The following is a 20127-nucleotide window of genomic DNA, read 5'->3' as shown; positions in this document are numbered from 1 at the left end:
GAGCCGCGCCATGACAACCGAACCCACAACTCCCCCGCCGACGGCCCCGGACGGCGCGCCGGGCCCGTACGGTGCCGCGCCCGGACACCCGGTGGTTCCGCCGGGTACGGCCGGGCCGGCGCCGGACGCGATCCGCGCCGAGCCACAACCGGACCCGGCCCATCTCCCGCCCCGGGTCCCGCCCGAGGTGCTGCCGGGCGCGCTGGGCGGCGTGCCCCGTTCCGAACCGCACCCCGAACCGGTCCGCCGGCCGCTGGCCCCGGAGTACCGGGCCCCGCACTACCTGCCGGAGGGTCAGAGCACCGCCGTACGGGCGGATCCGGCCGGATCGCGGGGCGACTTCGCGGCCCCGGCGGCGGACTTCGGGGCTCCGGGAGGGGACTTCACGGCGCCCGTGCCACCGGACTCCCGGTCCGGTGGCACGGTCCCGGAGTACGAGGCGCCCTCCACCCGGCCGCATCCGCCGGCCCCTCCCGTCCCCCCCGTCGTCCCTCCCGTTCCCCCCGTCGTCCCCTCCGTTCCCCCTGTCGTTTCCGCCGCGCCGCCGGCCGGTGGCGGTGTCAGGGAGTCCGGCGCGGCGGAGACGGGCGAGCGGCCCGCCGCCGTCACCGGTCGCGAGTCGCGGCGGTACGAGGACCCGGAGCGGGCGGGTGAGCCGGCCGCGGCCGAGCGGCCGGCGTACCCCGGGACAGGCCACGGGGCGTCCGCCGGGCCGGAGCCGGCGGCACCGGCCGGGGCCCGGACGACCGGGCTCCCGGCGGCGGTCCGGGAGCAGCACCACCGGGCCGACGGGGCGCCGGAGGACCACACCCACCCGGCACGGCCCGGCGGCCCGGAGCAGCACAGCGGGCCCGAGCGGCACGGCGCCCCCGAGCACCACGGCCGGCCCGAACAGCAGCACGGTGACCCTGGACACCACGGCGGGCCCGAACAGCACGGCCGGGCGGAGGAGTACGGCGCCCCCGGGCAGCACGGCGGGCCCGAGCGCCACGGCCGCCCGGAGGGGCACAGCGGGCCGGAGCAGGAGCCGCGCCCGGCGGAGTCCCGTACGCCGGACCACCGTCCGGTGCCGTTCCGGGCCCCGCACTTCGAGACGCCGGGCTCACCGGCCACGCCGTTCCCGGTCCCGCCCTTCTCGGCGCCGCCGTTCTCCGTCCCGCCGTGGGACACCGCCGCCGCCCGGCCCGCCGCCGGTGCGGAATCCGCCCCGGGCGGGGCGCGGGAGGACGGCACGTCCGGCACCGGCGCACGGCCGCGGGACACCGCTGGGACCGCCGGTCCGGGGACGGCGCCGCGCGGCCGGGACAGCGAACGGGACGAGGCCAGGCGGCGCCGGGTCGCGGCCGGCGCGACGGTGACCGGCACCGGTGCCCAGACCCCGGACAACGGGGACAACCCGATACACACTCTGCTGTGGACGGCCGCGACCCACCGGCCGCTGGAGGAGGTCGCCGCGCTGGTGGCCCTGCTCAAGCGCACCGGCGCGGTCTCCAGCCCCGGCGACGAGGCGCTGCGCGCCGCCGCGGTCTCCCGTCCGCTGGACGAGGTCAGGCAGCTGGTGGTGCTGCTCAACGAGGCGCACCACGACCTGGAGGAGGCCGACACCGCGCTGCGCGCGGCGGCCGTGGGACGCCCGATCGAGGAGGTGGCCCAGCTGGTGAGCATCCTCGGCACCGAGGGCGACACCGCCTGGCCCACCGGCCCCCGTAACGGCGCCCCGGGCGTGCCGGTGCCCCCCACCGGGATCGGCACCCCGCCCGGCGCCCGGCCCGCCGCCACTGACACCGGTACGGCCGCGACCGGCGCTCCGCCGGCCGGCCCCGGCCCGGCCGGCGGCACCCAGGCCCCGGCGCCCGGGTTCGCGGGCGGGTCCGCCGCTCCGGCCGGGCCGGCACCGGGCGGCCCGGCCGGCGGCACGGCGACGGAACCCGCCTGGCTCCGGCCCGCCGCCGGACCCGTCGGCCCCGTCGAGCCGGTGGAACCGGTGGAGCCGGCCGCACCCGTCGAGCGGGCCCGGCCCGCCGCGCCGGCGGAGCCCGTCGCGCCGGTGGCACCCGCCCCGGTGGAGCCGGTCACCTCGGTGATGCCCGCCGTGCCGGCGGCGCCCGCCGCGCCCGTGGTACCCCCGGTGCCGGTGGTCCCGGCCGCTCCGGTGGCGTCCCCCGCGCCGGTGGGGCCCACCCCGGAGTTCGCGTACGGGAGCCCCCAGGAGGACGAGCGGGCCAGGGCCGGGGCCGTCCCGGCCGTGCCGCTCCGCTCCGGGTTCCGGCTGCCGGCCGCGGTGTCCCTGCTGGGCTGCGGGCTGGTGCACATGCCCACCGACATGGGCACCTTCGGCAACGGGGACAACACCGATCTGGTGTGCCTCGGGGTCACCGTGTTCTGCGCCCTGACCAGCGGCTGGCTGCTGATCCGGGACACCGCGCGGGCCTGGACCGTCACCGCCGCCACGGCGGTGGGCGTGGTCGCGCTGCACGCGGTGGCGGCGGTCGGCGACCTGCCGCTGCTGGACGGCGGACTCGGCGCCCGGTTCCCGTGGGCCGAGACGGCCGCCGTGGTGAGCGCGGCGGTGGCCGCGGCCCTCGCCGGTACGGCGCTGCTACGGCACCTGCGGGACGTCGACGTGCCCGGCACCGGCACCGGCGCCGCCTCCGGATCCCCGGGCGCGGCGCCCGAGGCGGGCACGGGCACGCCCGGGCCCACCGCCGGGACGCCGGACCCCGCGCCCGGGGCCCCCGGGGCCGGGAGCCATGTGCCCGCGGCCCCCGGGACGACCGGCGCCCCCGGAGCCCCCGGCGGAGCGTCCGGGACACCCGGGGCCGGGTACGCCGGTCCCGCGGATCTGCCCGGCACCCCCGGTCAGCTCTGAGGCCGGCCGCACGGCGCCGCTCGCCCGGTCAGCCGCTCCGCCCCACGGCGAACGGCAGCAGGGCGAGCAGTTCCGCCGCCGGCTCCGGCCGCAGCGGAACGCTCCCGAGGCGGCGCCGGGCCCGGCCGAGGCGGTGGTCCGCCTCGGCCAGCGCGGCGTCCCGGCCACCGGCCGCCTCCACCAGCTCCAGGGCCCGGCGCAGCCGGTCACCGTCCGGCGCGCCGTCCGCCGTGAGCAGGGCGGCGAGCCGGTCCGCCGCCGGGGCGGGTCCGGCGAGCGCGGCGAGCACCGGGAGCGTCTTCTTGCCCCGGCGCAGATCGGCGCCGACCGGCTTGCCGGTCACTTCCGGGTCGCCCCACAGCCCGAGCACGTCGTCCTGGATCTGGAAGGCCGTGCCCAGGTCCCGGCCGGCCGCCGACAGGGCCTCCACGGTGGCGGCGGGCGCCCCGGCGAGCAGCGCCCCGAGGGCGGCGGCACAGCCGAGCAGGGCGCCCGTCTTCCGTTCCGCCATCGCCGTGTACGCGGCGGGGTCCACCGCCTCGGGACCCGTCCAGGGCCGGCCCTCGAAGAGCAGGTCGTCGGACTGGCCGGCCACCAGTTCGCGCAGGTCGCGGGCGAGCCGGCGCACCGCCGCACCGCCGTGCGGGGCGTCGGCCAGCACCTCGAAGGCGAGCGCCAGGAGCGCGTCGCCCGCCAGTACCGCCGGCCCCGTGCCGTAGGCGGCCCAGAGGCTGGGGCGCCCCCGGCGGGTCTCGTCGCCGTCCATGATGTCGTCGTGCAGCAGCGAGAAGGTGTGCGCCAGCTCCACCGCGACGGCGGCGTCCACCGCGACCGCCCCGGGGGCCCCGGCGGCCTCGGCGCACAGTACGGCCAGCGCCTGCCGCAGCCCCTTGCCGCCGGCCGCCCGCCCGGACTCCGGCCGCCCCTCGGCGTCGTTCCAGCCGAAGGCGTAGCCGGCCATCCCGGCGGGCCAGTCGTGCAGCCGCGCCACCCGGTCCCGCAGCGCGGGCCCGACCAGGGCGCGGCAGCGGTCGAGGACCCGTCCTGCGGTGGCCGCCATGTCCTCCCGGGAGCCGCCGGAACCCGCAGTGCCGAGACCCCCGGGGCCGGGACCTCCGGAACCGGAGCCGTCCGGCCCGCCGGCCGTACCGGTGGCGGCCCCGGGGCGGGGGCCGGCGGCTCCGGGGCACCCCGGGGGGTGGCCGGAGACGGAGTCCTCGGCGACGGGCGCGGACCGTACGGTCGTCGTCCGGCGCGTCACCGGGTCTCCTCCGGTGCCGTCAGGCCCAGTTCGCCGTGGGCCCGGTCGACCATCTCCCGGGCGTGCCGGAGCCCGATCCGGTCCAGCACCACCCGCAGCTCCGCCAGTTCGGCCGCCGTGCGCGCGGGGTCCTCGCCCAGCCTGGCCCGGCACTTGACGCCGCCGAGCCGGGCCAGCGCCTCGCCGCGCGGCTCGTCCATCTCCCGGAACTCCCCGAGCGCCAGTTCGTACATCCGGGCCGCCTCCGGGTAACGCCCGGCCCGGTAGAGGACGTTGGCGCGCATCTTGTGGTTGTAGGCGAGCGCGCTGGACAGGTTCATCGTCCGGCAGGTGGCCTCGGCGCGGGTGAGCAGCTCCAGCGCGTGGCCGGTGTCGCCGTCGCGTACCGAGACGATGTCGGCCAGGCCCCGCAACGCCCAGGCGTGGCCGCGCCGGTCGTCGGCGCGCTCGGCTATCTCCGCCGCCTCCTCGAACATGGCGTAGGCGGTGTCGTAGCGGCCGGTGTTGCGGTGGATCTGAGCGATGCCCTCCAGCGCCCAGACGGTGTGCCGGGCCTCGCCGCGCCGCCGGGCCTCGGCCAGCAGTTCGCCGTGGAGCGCCTCGACCGCCGGGTAGTCGCCCTGGATGCGGCCGGTCTCGGCGAGCCCGGCCAGCGAGTAGCCGTACGCCACGACGTCGCCGCTCCGCTTGCCGGTGTCGGCGGCGTGGCGCAGCAGCCGGAAGGCGAGCGGCAGGGCGCCGCGCTGCCGGGCCAGGGTGCCGCCGCTCCACAGCGCCCAGGCCATGGCGGAGGCGTCACCGGCCGACCGGGCCGTGCGGTAACTGGTCTTCCACGCCCGGTCGGCGGCGCGTATGTCACCGAGCCTGCGGTGTGCCTCGGCCACGGCCAGGGCGGCACGTGCGGTCTCCCGCGGGTCGCCGCCGCGCCGGGCGGCGGCCATCTGTTCCTCGGCCGCGGTGAGTACCTCGGTGAGGGAGGAGTTCACCGACAGGTCGCTGAGGGCGCCCTGGTACTCGGGAGCGAGCGCTTTGCCGTACATGAGTGCCTTTCCCTCGGGGAGGACCGCCGGCCCATAAGGGCGTCGGACGTGCCACGGTGGTCCTCCCTCTCGTCCGTCTTCTGCGATTGATCGCGCGCGCTCGGGAGGGAAGAGGATCTTCCGCCCGTGGAGGTTCCACCCCGGGCGGGACGATTCGCGGCGCTCCCGGACGGCCGGCGACGGCGACCGGGACGCGCTCCGGGGACAGCCACCGGAATTCACCCCGGGACGGCCACCGGGATTCGCTCGGGGGACACGGCCACCGGGATTCGCTCGGGGGACAGCGACCGGGGTTCGCTCTCGGGGAGGCGGACACGCCGTGTGAGCCGGTCGGCTCCGGCGCTCCCGGGCGGCCGGCGGCCGGGCACCGGCCGGGGCGGTGCGGGCGCACCGCCGGACTGGCCGTTCCGCCGGGTCCCGGGGGCCCGTCGCACCGCCGTGCGCGTGGTTCGCGCCCCGCCGTGCGCCGGGCGCTCCCCGCGCTCCGCTTCGGGCGCCATGAGGCGGGCGCGGGCGGGTATCCGCACGAGGTCACTTACCGCATGGGAGAGGTGCCATGACCGATTCGTCGATCAGGGCGGTGGGCTGGGCCCAGTCGTTTCCGATCACCCGCGGGGTGCGGGCCGGACGCCAGTGGGCCCGGGACCATCTGGACGCGCTGCCGTGGACCGCCGGCGCGCCGGAGACGGTGGACGCGGTCCTGCTGACCGTCTCGGAGCTGATCACCAACGCCCATGTGCACGCCCACAGCAACGCTCAGCTGGTGCTGACCTGGGACAGCCGGTGTCTGCACGTCAGCGTGCACGACTCGGGTCCCGGGCTGCCTTCGCCCCGGCGGCCGGACACCGTCTCCCCGCACGGCCGGGGGCTGGCCATCGTCGACGCGCTGGCGGACAGCTGGGACATCCATCCGCAGACGGACGGCAAGACCATCACCGCCTGCTTCACGCCGCCGGGCCGGCCCGCGCGCCACCCCTCGCACCTTCCGGGCTGAGGCCGTACCGGTGAGGGCTCCGGCGGGATTCCGGCGGAGTTCCGGGCGTAATTCCGGCGGGGTTCCGGCAATGGGGTGACAGTGCTGTCATGGGGCGGCCCGGAGCGGGTATCGGGTCCGCGACCGACGGCACAGCAGTTCCGGGAGAGTGAACCCACCATGACGGATGACGCCTACCTGTTCCTCGCGGACGACACGGCCGGGTGGCAGGGCATTCCCCTGTCGCTCGTCGGTGAGCTGGAGTGCCTGGAGACCCCGGCGGTACGGGCCTGGTTCGCCGCCCAGCGGATGGACGCGGCCTCCCCCGCCGTACGGGTGGCGGCTCCCGAGGAGACCGGGATGATCCCCGAGGACGCCGAGCGGCTGCCGGTGCCGCTGGCCGACGAGGAGCTGGAGCGAGTGCGGCGGGCCGGGGCGACGGACACCGTCGCCCGGGTCGAGGAGGAGCTGCTCGCCTTCCGGGACACCGCGGAGGGCCGGGACGCGCTGCTGCGCAAGGCACTGGCGGCGGGCGTCCCGGCGCACCGGATCGTCGAGCTGACCGGGGTGGAGCCCGCCGAGCTGACCGCGGCCGCCGCGGTCTGACGAGACCTGAGTGTCTGAGCACCGGGCCCCCGGCGACGGGCGGCCCGGATTCCCGTCGACCGGCGAGCGACTGGCTACTGGCTACTGGCTACTGGCTACTGGCTACTGGCACGGTCGGCCGGCGGCCGACACGGTGGAGGGCGGCGGACCGATCGGTCCGCCGCCCTCCACCGTGTCCCCGTCGTCACGGCGCCCCGGCCCGGCTCACCGGACGCACCCGGTGTCCGCCGGATCCGCCCGGGTCGCGCCTGGCGCCGTACGCCCGCCCGCCGGAGCCGGCTAGCCGACCGGCAGCCGCTTGCCGGCCGTGTGGGCCGCGGAGCGGGCGCGGGCGGCGGCGCGGCCGGTACGGGCGGAGACCGCCCCCGCGGCCAGCCGGGCCGAGCGGTCGGCCGTCCGGGCGGAGCGACGCGCGGCGCGGCGGCCCTCGGTGGCGGCGCGGCGCGACCGGTGGGCGAGCGAGGGCTTGCCGTGGGTGTCGGCGGCGGCGATCAGCAGCCCGCCGACCAGCGCCACGTTCTTGAAGAAGTGGATGCGCTGCTGGGCCCGCCGCTCCGGGTCCTCCTCCGCCCAGAAGGCGTGCCCGGCCAGGGTGGTGGGCACCAGGGTGGCCGCCAGGGCCAGGGCGGAGAGCCGGGGCACCCGCCCCAGGGCGAGCAGGACGCCCGCGCCGACCTGGACACCGCTGCTGAGCCGGACCAGCTGGGCCGGGTCCTCGGGGAGCAGCGGGATGCGCGCCGTGAGGGGCGCGGTCACGGGTTCGGCCACCGGGGCCAGTTCCTTGGGGTGGCGCAGGGCGTTGAGGCCCCCGGTCACAAAGGTGGACGCGAGCAGCGGACGGGCCAGTTTTCGGAGAATCGCCATGGGGGACGGGTGCCCGCGCGCGCACGGGGCATGCCGGAGGGGTACGGCCGCGCGGAGCAGCGGACGGACAAAATGAACACCAACGGGCGATCATGGTGAGCACACCGGTCGCACCGAACGTTTTCCCAGGGAGTGGACGATGCCGAACGAGCGTGCGGGACAGCAGGCGGGGCCGGAGGACCTCACCGATGTGGCCCGGCTGGTGACCGCGTACTACAGCCTGCACCCGGACCCGGCGGACCCCGCCCAGCGCGTCGCCTTCGGCACCTCGGGCCACCGCGGGTCCTCACTGGCCACCGCCTTCAACGAGGACCACATCGCGGCGACCAGCCAGGCGATCTGCGAGTACCGGACCCGGCAGGGCATCGACGGCCCGCTCTTCCTGGGCGCGGACAGCCACGCCCTCTCCGAGCCGGCCCGGGTGACGGCGGTGGAGGTGTTCGCGGCCAACGGGGTGACGGTGCTCATCGACTCCGCCGACGGCTACACCCCCACGCCCGCCGTGTCGCACGCGATCCTCACCCACAACCGGGGGCGTACGGCGGGACTGGCCGACGGGGTGGTGGTGACGCCCTCGCACAATCCGCCGTCCGACGGCGGTTTCAAGTACAACCCGCCCAGCGGCGGCCCGGCGGACTCCGGGGCCACCGGCTGGATCCAGGACCGGGCCAATGAGCTGATCACCGGCGGCCTCAAGGACGTCCGGCGGCTGTCCTGGTCCCGGGCGCTGGCCGCGCCGACCACCGGGCGGTACGACTACCTCGGTTCCTACGTCCGGGACCTCTCCTCCGTGCTCGACCTGGACGTGGTGCGGGCGGCCGGGGTGCGGATCGGCGCGGACCCGCTGGGCGGGGCGTCGGTGGCGTACTGGGGGCGGATCGCGGAGGAGTACGGGCTCGACCTCACGGTGGTCAACCCGCACACCGATCCGACCTGGCGGTTCATGTCGCTGGACTGGGACGGCAAGATCCGGATGGACTGCTCCTCGCCGTACGCGATGGCCTCCCTGATCGAGGCGCGCGACCGGTACGCCATCGCCACCGGCAATGACGCCGACGCCGACCGGCACGGGATCGTCACGCCGGACGGCGGGCTGATGAACCCCAACCACTATCTGGCCACCGCGATCCACTACCTCTACCGCCACCGGGAGCGCTGGCCGGCCGGGGCGCGGGTCGGCAAGACGCTGGTCTCCTCCGGGATGATCGACCGGGTCGCCGCCGATCTGGGCCGGGAGCTGGTGGAGGTGCCGGTCGGCTTCAAATGGTTCGTCCCGGGGCTGCTCGACGGGACGCTGGGCTTCGGCGGGGAGGAGTCGGCAGGCGCCTCCTTCCTGCGCCGGGACGGTTCGGTGTGGACGACCGACAAGGACGGCATCGTGCTGGCGCTGCTCGCCTCGGAGATGCTGGCGGTGACCGGCCGGACGCCGAGCGAGCACTACACGGCGCTCACCGAGCGGTTCGGCGAGCCGGCGTACGCCCGGATCGACGCGCCCGCCACCCGGGAGGAGAAGGCGGTACTGGGCCGGCTCTCCCCCGAGCAGGTGGGCGCCAAGGAGCTGGCAGGGGAGCCGGTGACCTCCGTACTGACGGAGGCCCCGGGCAACGGGGCGTCGATCGGCGGGATCAAGGTGAGCACGGAGTCCGCCTGGTTCGCGGCCCGTCCCTCGGGCACCGAGGACGTCTACAAGGTGTACGCCGAGTCCTTCCGCGGCCCGGAGCACCTGGCCCGGGTCCAGGACGAGGCCCGCGCCGTGGTCGCGGGAGCGCTCGCCGGCTGAGCCCTTGCCGGGCCCCCCGGCGCTGCGGTTCTGCGGGTCCCGGTGCTGCGGTTCTGCCGGGCGGGCCCTGGGGCCATGGACCGGAGCCGGCCGGGGCCTGTACGACCGGGGGCCGGCCGGAGGTTCCGGGGCCCGCCTGATGCTGCGGGGCGGGCCCGGCCGTACGGGGCGGACCCGGCGATTCGGGCTCCCGGGCGGCCCGGGCGCGCCCGGGGAACCGGCCCGCTCCGGTCGTGAGGCACCGCTCCGGTCCGTGGGGCACCGCCCGGGGCCGGCCGGCGCGTACGCGGTCCCGGGCGGTGGTTCGGGGCCCCGCGGGTCCGGGCCGGGCGGGCACAGCGGGACGGGGCGGTCAGGGGAGGTGGTCCCCGGCTGCCCCGGCGCCCCCGGCCCTCCGGGAGCGGCCCGCCCCCGGGGGCCGGGCGGTCAGGGCCCGGAGGATTCCTCGACGCGGTCGCGGAGCCGGCGCAGACCCCGGCGGACATGGCTCTTGACGGTGCCCAGCGGAATGCCGGTCCGTTCCGCGATCTGGCTCTGGGTCAGGTCGGCGTAGAAGGCCAGGCAGAGCACCTCCCGCTGGGCGCTGGGCAGCCGGCCCAGCTCCCGGGCGACCACCAGCCGGTCGAGCAGCTCGTCAGGGCCGGGACCGGGGGCGGCGGCCGGCGGTGCGGCCGGCAGATCGGTGCGGCGCCGGCGGGCGGCGAGCGCGTCGACCGTCTTGCGCCGGGTGATCCCGACCAGCCAGGCGGCGAGCGGCCCGCGTTCCGGCCGGAAGCCGGCCCTGCCCCGCCAGGCGGCCAGGAACACCTGCTGGGCCACGTCCTCCGCCTCCCGGGGGTCCCCGAGGGTGCGGGCCGCCAGGGTGGTGACCAGCGGGTTCCAGCGCCGGTAGATCGCCTCGAAGCTCCGCTCGTCGCCGCGCAGCAGTCCGCGGGCGAGTTCATCGGCCGCGCGGTCGGCGGTGGCCGTGGCGTCCATCCTGTTGCTCCTCCCGCCCGGCTCGGGCGGAGCCGCCCGGACCGGGTGACCCGGCGTCGGTCCGGTCAGGATTGATCGTCCGGAAGGGGCCGGGCAAGGTGCGTCGTTCGTGCACAGGTAGCCCCCCGCCCGCACCCGAACGGGTGAGACCGGGGTGGTACGCGCGGTGCGGACGGGTGAACGGACGGGCTCGGGCGCATCCGGAAGCGCTCCGGCGGCCGAAGTACTGACGTACTCCTGGAGCACTCCCGTACGCGCGCCACCCATGTGCTCACGCCACTCACGGACTCACGCCACCCCCGTACCGCCGCACCTCCCTCTCCCGAGCGCCCCTCCCCCGATCGCCCGAGCGCTCCCGATCGCCCTGATCACCCGTCGCAGACCGCATCCGAACCGAAGGGGCCCGCATGCCCGGTACGCAGGTGACACCGACCGGCCACCCAGGCCGTCACCCCGCCGGTACGCACCGGGCCGGGGCGCGCCCTCACCCCGGCGCGGCGGGCGACGGCGGGCCGGGAGCGGACGCCGATGTGGCCGGGGCGGTGGAGGCGGTGCTCGGCGCCTGTGTGCGGGAGCGGATGCGGGAGGCGGCGGAGGTGGACGCGCTCTTCGCCGGAGACCTGGCCGGCCGGGTGGCGGACTTCGCGCTGCGGGGCGGGAAGCGGTTGCGGGCCGGGTTCGTGTGGTGGGGCCACCGGGCCGGCGGCGGGACCGGGCGGGGCCCGGCGGCGGGGGCCGCGCTGCGCACCGGGGCCGCCCTGGAGCTGATCCAGACCTGTGCGCTGATCCACGACGATCTGATGGACGAGTCGGCGGTACGGCGCGGGGCACCGGCCGTGCACACCCGGCTGGCCCATCAGCACGCCGGGGCCGGGCTGCGCGGCTCCAGCGCGGCGTTCGGCTCGGCGGGCGCGGTGCTCGCCGGCGATCTGGCGCTGAGCTGGGCCGACGATCTCTTCGCCGAGACCGCCGCCGGGGTACGGGAGTTCGACGGGCCCGAGCGCGCCGGGGCGCTGCGCCGGGAGTGGCGGGCGATGCGGACCGAGATGGTGGCCGGCCAGTATCTGGACCTGCGTGCCCAGGCCGCCGGGGCGGTGCCGCCCGAGCGGGCGATGCGCATCGCCCGCCTCAAGAGCGCCCTCTACACGGTGGAACGTCCGCTGGCGCTGGGCGCGGCGCTGGCGGGCGCGGACACCGCCACCCTGGAGCTGCTGCGGTCGGCCGGGCGGTGCGCGGGCGTGGCCTTCCAGCTCCGGGACGACCTGCTGGGTGCCTTCGGGGACCCGGCGGTGACCGGGAAGCCGTGCGGCGAGGACGTACGGGAGGGGAAGCCCACCTATCTGCGCGCGGTGGCCCGCCGACTGGCCCGGGAGGCCGGTGACACGGCGGCGCTGGCGGCGCTGGAGCCCCCACCGGGCGGCCGCGCCGGGGCGCCGTCGCCGGACGGGTCCGCCGGAGCGCCGCCACCGGACGACGGGCGGCTGGACGCGGCGCTGGCGGCGCTGGAGTCGACCGGCGCCCGGGCGGCGGTGGAGCGGGAGATCACCCGGCTGGCCGAGCTGAGCCACCGCCGGCTGGCCGGGCTGCCGGGCGATCCGGAGGTGGCCCGGCGCATCGGTGAGCTGGTGGACCGGGCGGCGGGCCTGGTGCCGGCGGCCGGCGGGGAGCGCGGATGAGGACGGTGCCGGGGCGGACCGACCATGTGGTCGTGGTGGGCGCCGGGCTCGCGGGGCTTGCGGCGGCGCTCCATCTGCTGGGCGCGGGCCGCCGGGTGACAGTGGTCGAGCGGGAACCGGGTCCTGGCGGCCGGGCGGGGCGGGTGCGGCTGGGCGGCGGCTATCTGGCCGACACCGGGCCGACCGTACTGACCATGCCCGAGCTGGCCGACGAGGCGTTCGCGGCGGTGGGCGACTCGCTGGCCCGGCGGGTGGAGCTGCTGGAGCTGCATCCGGCGTACCGGGCGTGGTTCGCGGACGGCTCCCGGCTGGACGTGCACACCCGGGCGGACGCCATGGAGGAGGAGGTGCGCCGGTTCGCCGGCCCGCGCGAGGCGGCCGGGTACGTCCGGCTGCGGGTGTGGCTGGAGCGGCTGTACCGGGCCCAGCTGCGCCGGTTCATCGACGCCAACTTCGACTCGCCGCGCCAACTGGTCCATCCGGACCTGGCCCGGCTGGCGGCGCTGGGCGGCTTCGGCCGGCTGGACGCGCGGATCGGGCGGTTTCTGCGCGACCCCCGGCTGCGCCGGGTCTTCTCGTTCCAGGCGCTGTACGCGGGGGTGCCGCCGGCCCGGGCGCTGGCCGCCTACGCGGTGATCGCCTACATGGACACAGTGGCCGGGGTGTACTTCCCGCGCGGCGGAATGCACGCGCTGCCCCGGGCGATGGCGGAGGCGGCGCGCGCGGCCGGGGCGGAGTTCCGGTACGGGCGGGAGGTGACGGCGCTCCCCCGGGCGGCGGACGGCCGGATCGGCGCCGTACGGCTGGCCCCGCCGGGCGGTTCACCCGGCGACGGGGAGGAACTGCGGTGCGACGCGGTGGTGCTGACGCCCGATCTGCCGGTCGCCTACCGGCTGCTGGGCCGGGCGCCGCGCCGCCCGGTGTCCCTGCGGTACGCGCCGTCGGCGGTGGTGCTGCACGCGGGCACCCGCCGCACCTGGCCGGGCCTTGCCCATCACACCCTGTCGTTCGGGGACGCCTGGGAGCGCACCTTCGACGAACTCACCCGCGCCGGACGGACGATGAGCGATCCCTCGCTGCTGATCACCCGGCCCACCGCGCACGACCCGGGCCTCGCGCCCCCGGACCGGCATCTCCACTATGTGCTGGCCCCCTGCCCCAACACGGCGGTGGGCCCGCCGGCCCGGGCCTGGTCCGAACTGGGGCCCCGCTACCGGGAGTCGCTCCTGGAGACGCTGGAGAAGCGGGGGCTCGGCGGCTTCGGCGCCTCGGTGGAGGAGGAGCTGCTGGTCACCCCGGCGGACTGGGCGGGGCTGGGTCACGCCGCGGGGACGCCCTTCTCGGCGGCGCACACCTTCGCCCAGACCGGCCCGTTCCGCCCCCGCAATCTGGTGCGGGGCGTGCCCAACGCCGTACTCGCGGGCTGCGGCACCACCCCCGGTGTGGGGGTACCCACCGTGCTGATCAGCGGAAAGCTGGCGGCCTCGCGCATCACCGGAGCCCGGAGCGCCTGACACCATGACACCGCACCCCACCGTGACATCGTCCCCCGCCGGGACACCGCCTCGGGCCACCACACCGCCTCCGGCCATGGCACCGCCCTCGGCCCTGACACGGCACGAACTCGACGCGGCCGGGATCACCGAACCCGCGCTGCGCGCCGCCTACGCCCACTGCCGGCGGCTCAACTCCCGGCACGGCAAGACCTACTTCCTCGCCACCCGGCTGCTGCCGGTGGAACGCAGGCCGGCCGTGCACGCGCTGTACGGCTTCGCCCGCTGGGCCGACGACATCGTGGACGACCTGACCACCGGGCTCGGCACGGCCGAGCGGGAGGCCGGGCTCGCGGCGCTCTCGGCGCGGCTCACCGCCGGGCTGCGGGACGGGCGGAGCGACGAACCGGTGGTGCGGGCGGTCGCGGACACGGCCCGCCGGTACGCCATTCCGCACGCCCACTTCGAGGACTTCCTCGCCTCGATGCGCAGCGATCTGACCGTCACCGACTATCCCACCTACGACGACCTGATGGGTTATATGCACGGGTCGGCGGCGGTGATCGGGCTCCAGATGCTGCCGGTGCTGGGCACGGTGACCGACCGGGACACGGCGGCACCGCACGCGGCCGCGCTGGGGGTGGCCTTCCAGCTCACCAACTTCCTGCGGGACGTGGGCGAGGACCTGGACCGGGGCCGGATCTATCTGCCCGGCGATCTGCTGGCGGCGCACGGGGTGGACCGGGAGCTGCTGCGGTGGTCCCGGGCGACCGGCCGCCCCGACCGCCGGATCCGGGCCGCCCTGGAGGCCACCGCGGCGCTGACCCGGGGCGTCTACCGGGAGGCGCACCCGGGCCTGGCGATGCTGGAGCCCCGGACCCGGCCCTGCGTCCGGACCGCGTTCGTGCTGTACGGGGGGATCCTGGACGCCGTCGCGGCGGACGGCTACCCGGTGCTGCACCGGCGCTCGGTGGTGCCCCGGCGGCGCCGGGCGGCGGTGGCGCTCACCGGTCTGGCGGCCGTGCTCGGCGCCCGGCTCCGCCCGGCGGGCGGACCGGTGGCGGCGGGTCGGGCGGTGACGGGCGCGGTGGCGGCGGGCTCCCCGGTGACGGGTCCGGTGACGGCGGCCGGGCGGGAAGGGCGGCGGATGTGAACAGCGGTACGGCGAGCGGCGGTACGGCGGGCAGGGGTACGCCTCCGGGGCGGCGGCGCGGGCTGCCGCTGCGGGTGCGGCGGCCCGAGCCGTGGGAGCGGCAGGCCCCGACCTGGCGGGCCGCGCGCCCGGGGCTGATCGCGGCGGCGGTGAAGCGGGCGGCGGCGCGGCCGTCCGGCAACTGGTATGTCCTGGGCGCCTCCCGGGAGATCGCGGCGGGCCGGGCCCGGCCGTTCGGGCGCACGGTGGCCGGGGTGGAGGTGATCGCCTGGCGGGGCCCGGACGGGGAGGTGCGAGCCGGTCAGGGGAGCTGTCCGCATCTGGGCGCCCCGCTCGGGGAGAGCCGGGTGGTGTGCGGGACGGTGGTCTGCCACTGGCACGGACTGGCCCTGGACGGAAGACCGTTCGCCGGCTGGGAGCCGTTCCCCGTCCATGACGACGGGGTGCTCGTCTGGGTGCGGCTGGACACGGTGGGCGGGGAACCGCCGCTGGAACGGCCGGTGGTGCCGGTCCGCCCCGGGCGCGGCGCGGTGGACGCGGTGCACACGGCGGTGGGGCGGTGTGAGCCCGAGGACGTGGTGGCCAACCGGCTGGACCCCTGGCACGGCGCCTGGTTCCACCCGTACTCCTTCGTCGGTCTGACGGTGGTGTCGGCGCCCGGGGAGGAAGCGGCGGGGGGCGGCTCGGCGGTCGGTCCGGGCGAGGCGCGGGCGGCGGGTGCGGAACCGGGCCCCGGCACGGACGCCGCCGTGGACGGGGACGCGTTCGTGGTGGATGTGTCGTTCAGGGTGGCCGGGCGGCTGGTGGTGCCGGTGCGGGCGGAGTTCACGGCGCCCGGGCCGCGCACCGTGGTCATGCGCATCACGGGGGGCGAGGGCGCCGGCTCGGTGGTGGAGACCCATGCCACCCCGCTGGGCCCGGGGCCGGACGGCAGCCCGCGCACGGCGGTGGTGGAGGCGGTGGTCGCCGCCTCGGACCGGCCGGGGTTCGCGGTGGCCCGCACCGCCGCCCCCGCCCTGCGGCCGCTCATCCGGTGGGCCTCCGGGCGGCTCTGGCGGGACGACCTGGCGTACGCCGAGCGGCGGTGGCTGCTGCGGAGCACGGGACGGTTCCCGGGCTGAACCGGGGCTGAGCCGGGGGTGGCGGGGCGGGGCCCGCGCGAGGCACCCGCCCCTCCCCCGCTACCGCCGGGCCGCCCCGGGTGCCGGGCCGGCCAGCCGGGCGAGGGCCCGGAGCGGGGCGTACCGGCCCCGGCGGGGCACGGTCCAGAGCGGGTGGCCGCGTACGCCCCAGCGGCGCAGCAACCGGTTGGCGGCGAGGAAGCCGGTGGTGGCGGCCCGCTCCATCAGCGCCACCGGCAGCTCGGTGCGCAGGTGGTCGCCGGCGAGGACGAGCGCCGGGTCCGGAGTGTGCACGGTCGGCCGGGCGCGGTAGCCGCCGACCGGGAAGTGCGGGCAGTCGGCGCGCCACTCGTGGCGGGCGTCCACCACCCGGGCGCCGGCCGACTCGGGGTAGACGGCGCGCAGTTGCTCCAGCAGCAGCTCCTGGACGGCGCCCCGGTCGGCGGCCGGGTCCACCGCGTATCCGTGGAGTTCCACCACCGAGCCGCCGGTCCGCCGCGCCCAGCGGGCCGCCTCGCCCTCCCAGCGGTCCAGCACACTGATGTTGTCCAGGCCCCGGTAGCCGCTGGTGCCGAGGAAACCGGGCCGGCCGGCGCGGAGCGGACGGTCCAGCCAGAGCCGGGAGACCAGGAAGGGCGGCGCGACCGGCTGGGCGGCGATCCGCTCCCGCCAGGCGGCGTCCCCCAACTCGGGTGAGGCGGCGACCAGTCGGCGGGCCCCGGTGACATCCAGGGCGAGCACGGCCGCGGTGTACTCCTCGGTGGTGCCGCCCGCGGTGACGGCGAACCCCCCGTCGGCGGTGGGCTTCAGGGTGTCGACGGCGGTGCCGGTGCGGATCCGGGCGCCGAGCCGGTCGAGCCGGGCGGCGAGCGGGTCCCAGAGCGCCTGTGGGAAGGGCTCGCGCACCACGTCGAAGAGCAGCCCCTCGGCGGACCCCAGGAAGTAGATGTGGAACATCACCAGCAGCTCGGCGGCGGAGAGGTCGGCCGGGTCCGCGAAGAAGCTGCGGGAGAAGACCTCGAAGGCCAGGTGGTGGGCGGCCTCGGGAAAGTTCACGGCGGCCAGGAAGTCGGTGGCGCTGGTGGTGTCGTACCGCTCGTACACCTCGGGCACCCGTACGTCGAGCAGCGGCAGGGCCGCCCGGGGCCGGAGGGCGGCCAGGTCACGGGGGCCGAAGCTGGGGCTGAGCGCGGCGAAGCCGAGCGCGCTCCAGGGCGGGGTGCGGGGCACCCGGGCGAAGCTGTCGGTGAGCCCGCCGCTGTGCCGGAGCGGATAGTCGGGCAGCGGCACCAGCGCGGAGAGTCCGGGGTCGGCACGCCGCAGCAGGGCACGGAGGTTGTAGTACTGGCGGAAGAAGGCGTGGAAACCCCGGCTCATGGTGGCCGCCGAGCCGTCCGCCAGCTCGGTCCGCCAGCCGGCCAGCCGGCCGCCGAGCACCGTCTCGCGCTCGTACAGGGTGACCCGTACACCCCGTTCGGCGAGCGCGGTGGCCGCCGCGAGTCCGGCGATCCCACCGCCGACGACGGCGGTGCGGGGTCCGTCGTCCGGGCAGCGGTGGCGCCCGGGGACGACGGGCAGCAGCTCGGCCCGGCGGTCCCGGCCCGGCTTCACGCTCCACCGCCCCGGCCGGCCCGGCCCCGCTCGCCGGCCCCGGTGCCCCCGGCGGCACGGGGGGCCTCCGCCGTCCCGGGGGCACGAGCGCCCGTGTCGTCGCCGTCGCCGGGCGACCCGGTGGTACGGGCGTCCGGGCCGAGGCCTTCGATGCCTTCGGGGTCTCCGGGGTCCCCGGGGTCCTTGCCGGCCGGGGGGTTGCGGGCCACGAAGGTGTGCACCACCCCGGTGCTCCAGCCGGGCACCGGCACGCCCCGGACCCCGGTGAACCCGGCCCGGGCGAGGCGGGCGGCGAACGCGGGCGCGGTGTCGAAGCCGAGCACACTGCGCCAGAGGTGGCGGTAGAGCCCGGCGTCCCCGGTGAGCACCCCGGCCGGCAGGATCACGCCCCGGCAGACGGCGGTCCATACCGCCCGGTGCGCCGGGGAGCCGCTGAGGCTGTAGTCGTGGACCGCCAGCCGGCCACCGGGGCGCAGCAGGGCACGGACGGCGGCCAGTACGGCGTCCGGGTCGGCGACATTGCGGAAGAGGTAGGCGGCGAACACCGCGTCGAAGGGCCCGGTGACGCCGGCCTCGGCCAGCCGTTCGGCGGGCGCGTGCACAAAGTTCACTTGTCCGGGCCAGCGTTTGGCGGTGGCCCGGGCCAGCATGCCGGCCGAGGCGTCGGCGGCGGTGATCTCCGCGTACGGGGCGGCGCGCAGCAGCGCCCGGGTGGAGGAGCCGGTGCCGCAGCCGAGGTCCAGGACCCGCAGCCCCGCTCCCCCGTCCGACAGCCGCAACCGCCGGGCGGAGCGCCGCAGATCGGCGTGGTAGCCGGGGTTGAGTCCGGTGAGCCGGTCGTAGCCGGGGGCGGCGTGGTCGAAGGCGCGGGCGAGGTCCGCGTCCCGCAGAAGGGTCATGGGCTGCTCTTCTCCCTGGTGTCCCGGACGGTCGGAGCCGAAGCGGGTGGGGTGGGTTGTCCGGAGGGCGGCACGGGGTGCTCCGTCCGCCGGAGGAAGGGGAGTTCGGCGGCGGTGCGGAGCATGGGGACGACCGGGGTGGCGAAGCCGATCGACAGGTCCTCCCGGAGCCGGGTGCCCCCGTCCAGGAAACGGAGCATCCGGTCGAACGGCACGCTGCCGAACAAGCGGGCGAAGAAGTCCGGCCCGTCGATCCGCCCGGTGTCCAGGGCACGCAGCAGCACGGCGTCCATGGCGAGCGCCCGGCGCGAGTGGGGCGGCGGCGGGGGCCGGTCCCGCCCGGCCCGCAGACCGGCCGCGATGGCCGCGCTCTGCCGCTGGACGGCGGCGAAGGTGTAGCCGGTGGCGGGCCGAGTCGCCCCGCCGGCCGCGCCGATCCGGAAGACGCCGCTCCCGGTGCGGCGCGGCAGCCGGGCGTCGGTCATCGGGATCACCCCCTGCTCGGCGGCGGTGACCTCGAAGGCGCCGAGCCCCAGTGCCCCGGCCGCGTACCGGCCCAGCGCCTCGTCGTACTCCGGCCGGGAGAGCGGGCGCCGGGAGAACTCGGTGTACTCGACCAGCGCCTCGCGCTCCCCGAGCGGCAGCACATAGCCGAAGGCCAGGCCATGGGCGGGCCGGGGCACCCGGAAGTCCATCAGGGTGGCCACGGCCGGGTCGAAGGCCGGCCGGGCGGTACGGACGAACCAGCCCCGGAAGTGCTGGAGCAGGGTGGTGCGGGCGGGCGGCAGGGCAGCGGGCGGCCGGGAGTCGTACACCCACCGGGCCCGCAGAACCGTCCGCCGCCCGTCCGGCGCCGCGCAGACCACCTCCGCGCGAGGCGCGCCCCCGCCGGGGCCGAACCCGGGTCCGGGCGAGGCCCCGGGACCGGGCGGGGCTCCGGGCCCGGCCTGGGCCTCGGGCCCGGGCGAGGCTTCGGGGCTCATCCGGGCCCCGGGGCCGGGCGGAGTCTCGGGCCGGCGCCGGGCTTCGGGACCGGACGGAGTTTCGGGACCGGGTCGGGGCCGGGCCTCAGGTGCGGGCGGCGTCTCGGGCCCGCCCCGCACTCCGGCTCCGGTCCGGAGTCCGCCCCCGGGCCGGGCCTCGCGCCCCGGCCGGGCCCCGGGTCCGGGCGGGGCTCCGGGGCCGGTCCGGGCTCCGGGCCCCGGGCGCGACCGGTCCCCGGGCCGGTCTCCGGCCGCCGGGAGGTCGCGGATCCGCTCCACGGTGGCCCGCAGCAGCCGTACCCCCGGCCGGGCGGCGAGCCGGGCGCCGACCAGTTCGGTGAAGCGGGCGGACCGGATCATCTTGTACGTCAGCGGCGCCGGCGCCCCGTCCAGGGCGGTGCCGTCCGGGGCGTGGACCCGCAGCAGGTCCCAGCGGGCCGCCACCGCGTCCTCGTACGGGCCCTCCCCCGCCTCCCAGAAGCACCAGGTGCGCTCCGGCGGGCGCAGCGGGCCGTCCGGTGCCTCCACCAGGGTGACGGAGCGGGGCCGGCCGGCCCCGGGGGCGGTCAGGGCGTCGGCGAGCGAGAGGCCGGCCGCGCCCGCGCCGACGATCACCACGTCGGCGTACTCCGCGTACTCCGCCGCCACGCGACCACCTCGCTTCCGCTCGCCGTCATCCGTCGTCCGTCACCGTCGTCCGTCACCACCGCCCGCCCGGCGCCATCGACCGTCCGGCGCCGGAGCGCGGGCCCCGGCCGTCCCGCCCGGGGCACCGGCGCCCTGGCCCGCGCGCCGGGACCGCGTCCCGGTCCGGGCTCCT

The 20127-nt window shown here is 77.8% G+C and carries 14 protein-coding genes and 1 pseudogene; 8 read left to right on the top strand and 7 right to left on the bottom strand.

Translation table 11 applies throughout. The features are described 5' to 3' along the window. Nucleotides 1-10 precede the first annotated feature (10 nt). A complete protein-coding gene (locus NX801_RS22710) occupies nucleotides 11-2869 on the top strand; it encodes a hypothetical protein (RefSeq protein ID WP_258789700.1) in 2859 nt (952 codons plus the stop codon). 28 nt (nucleotides 2870-2897) lie between these two features. Here NX801_RS22710 and NX801_RS22705 read toward each other — a convergent pair whose 3' ends face one another. Continuing rightward, nucleotides 2898-3929 carry a polyprenyl synthetase family protein gene (locus tag NX801_RS22705; protein WP_258789699.1) on the bottom strand — a complete coding sequence of 344 codons (1032 nt, stop codon included), beginning with the start codon at nucleotides 3927-3929 and terminating at the stop codon, nucleotides 2898-2900. A gap of 197 nt (nucleotides 3930-4126) precedes the next feature. Then, complete coding sequence (locus NX801_RS22700; protein ID WP_258789698.1) at nucleotides 4127-5170, bottom strand: tetratricopeptide repeat protein; 1044 nt, start codon at nucleotides 5168-5170, stop codon at nucleotides 4127-4129. Nucleotides 5171-5726: 556 nt separating this feature from the next. Here NX801_RS22700 and NX801_RS22695 point away from each other — a divergent pair. Together NX801_RS22695 and NX801_RS22690 are read left to right on the top strand one after the other, a co-directional pair. Beyond that, entirely contained in the window at nucleotides 5727-6164 is a 438-nt protein-coding gene (locus tag NX801_RS22695) for an ATP-binding protein (RefSeq protein WP_258789696.1), read from the top strand. Between the two features lie 159 nt (nucleotides 6165-6323). Then, nucleotides 6324-6749 carry a DUF6003 family protein gene (locus tag NX801_RS22690; RefSeq protein ID WP_258789695.1) on the top strand — a complete coding sequence of 142 codons (426 nt, stop codon included), beginning with the start codon at nucleotides 6324-6326 and terminating at the stop codon, nucleotides 6747-6749. Nucleotides 6750-7028: 279 nt separating this feature from the next. On the opposite strand, the gene NX801_RS22685 is transcribed toward NX801_RS22690, so the two are convergent. Next, on the bottom strand, nucleotides 7029-7613 hold the full coding sequence (locus NX801_RS22685) for a DoxX family protein (RefSeq protein WP_258789694.1): 585 nt from the start codon (nucleotides 7611-7613) through the stop codon (nucleotides 7029-7031). Between the two features lie 139 nt (nucleotides 7614-7752). Here NX801_RS22685 and pgm point away from each other — a divergent pair, with 139 nt between their 5' ends. Then, on the top strand, nucleotides 7753-9393 hold the full coding sequence (gene pgm / locus NX801_RS22680) for a phosphoglucomutase (alpha-D-glucose-1,6-bisphosphate-dependent) (RefSeq protein ID WP_258789693.1): 1641 nt from the start codon (nucleotides 7753-7755) through the stop codon (nucleotides 9391-9393). Nucleotides 9394-9819: 426 nt separating this feature from the next. Here pgm and NX801_RS22675 read toward each other — a convergent pair whose 3' ends face one another. Then, complete coding sequence (locus tag NX801_RS22675) at nucleotides 9820-10371, bottom strand: RNA polymerase sigma factor (protein WP_258789692.1); 552 nt, start codon at nucleotides 10369-10371, stop codon at nucleotides 9820-9822. A 407-nt stretch (nucleotides 10372-10778) separates the two neighbouring features. On the opposite strand from NX801_RS22675, the gene NX801_RS22670 reads away from it, so the two are divergent. The 4 genes from NX801_RS22670 (at nucleotide 10779) to NX801_RS22655 (ending at nucleotide 15814) form a co-directional block, all read left to right on the top strand. Next, nucleotides 10779-12047, top strand: a complete 1269-nt coding sequence (locus NX801_RS22670) for a polyprenyl synthetase family protein (RefSeq protein WP_258789691.1) — start codon at nucleotides 10779-10781, stop codon at nucleotides 12045-12047. Then, nucleotides 12044-13561, top strand: coding sequence for a phytoene desaturase family protein (gene crtI, locus NX801_RS22665; RefSeq protein WP_258789690.1), 1518 nt, complete (start codon nucleotides 12044-12046; stop codon nucleotides 13559-13561). Before NX801_RS22670 ends, crtI begins: the two co-directional genes overlap by 4 nt. 94 nt (nucleotides 13562-13655) lie before the next feature. Then, nucleotides 13656-14693, top strand: a complete 1038-nt coding sequence (locus NX801_RS22660) for a phytoene/squalene synthase family protein (protein ID WP_258789764.1) — start codon at nucleotides 13656-13658, stop codon at nucleotides 14691-14693. After that, the gene (locus tag NX801_RS22655) at nucleotides 14690-15814 is read left to right on the top strand and encodes a DUF5914 domain-containing protein (RefSeq protein WP_428986202.1); all 1125 of its coding nucleotides are present in this window, start codon (nucleotides 14690-14692) and stop codon (nucleotides 15812-15814) included. Before NX801_RS22660 ends, NX801_RS22655 begins: the two co-directional genes overlap by 4 nt. Nucleotides 15815-15874: 60 nt before the next feature. On the opposite strand, the gene NX801_RS22650 is transcribed toward NX801_RS22655, so the two are convergent. The 3 genes and pseudogenes from NX801_RS22650 to NX801_RS22640 form a co-directional block, all read right to left on the bottom strand. Continuing rightward, nucleotides 15875-17425 carry an FAD-dependent oxidoreductase gene (locus NX801_RS22650; protein WP_258789689.1) on the bottom strand — a complete coding sequence of 517 codons (1551 nt, stop codon included), beginning with the start codon at nucleotides 17423-17425 and terminating at the stop codon, nucleotides 15875-15877. Nucleotides 17426-17622: 197 nt separating this feature from the next. Further along, nucleotides 17623-18324 (bottom strand): annotated as a pseudogene (locus NX801_RS22645) (methyltransferase domain-containing protein); the annotation flags it as partial. Continuing rightward, entirely contained in the window at nucleotides 18321-19955 is a 1635-nt protein-coding gene (locus NX801_RS22640; RefSeq protein WP_258789688.1) for a lycopene cyclase family protein, read from the bottom strand. The gene NX801_RS22640 and the pseudogene NX801_RS22645, both read right to left, overlap by 4 nt. Nucleotides 19956-20127: the final 172 nt, after the last annotated feature.

The sequence above is a fragment of the Streptomyces pyxinae genome (assembly GCF_024756275.1).
GTDB classification, from domain to species: domain Bacteria; phylum Actinomycetota; class Actinomycetes; order Streptomycetales; family Streptomycetaceae; genus Streptomyces; species Streptomyces pyxinae.
Note: the sequence above shows the minus strand (reverse complement) of the source record. Positions and strands in the feature narration are given on the sequence as shown.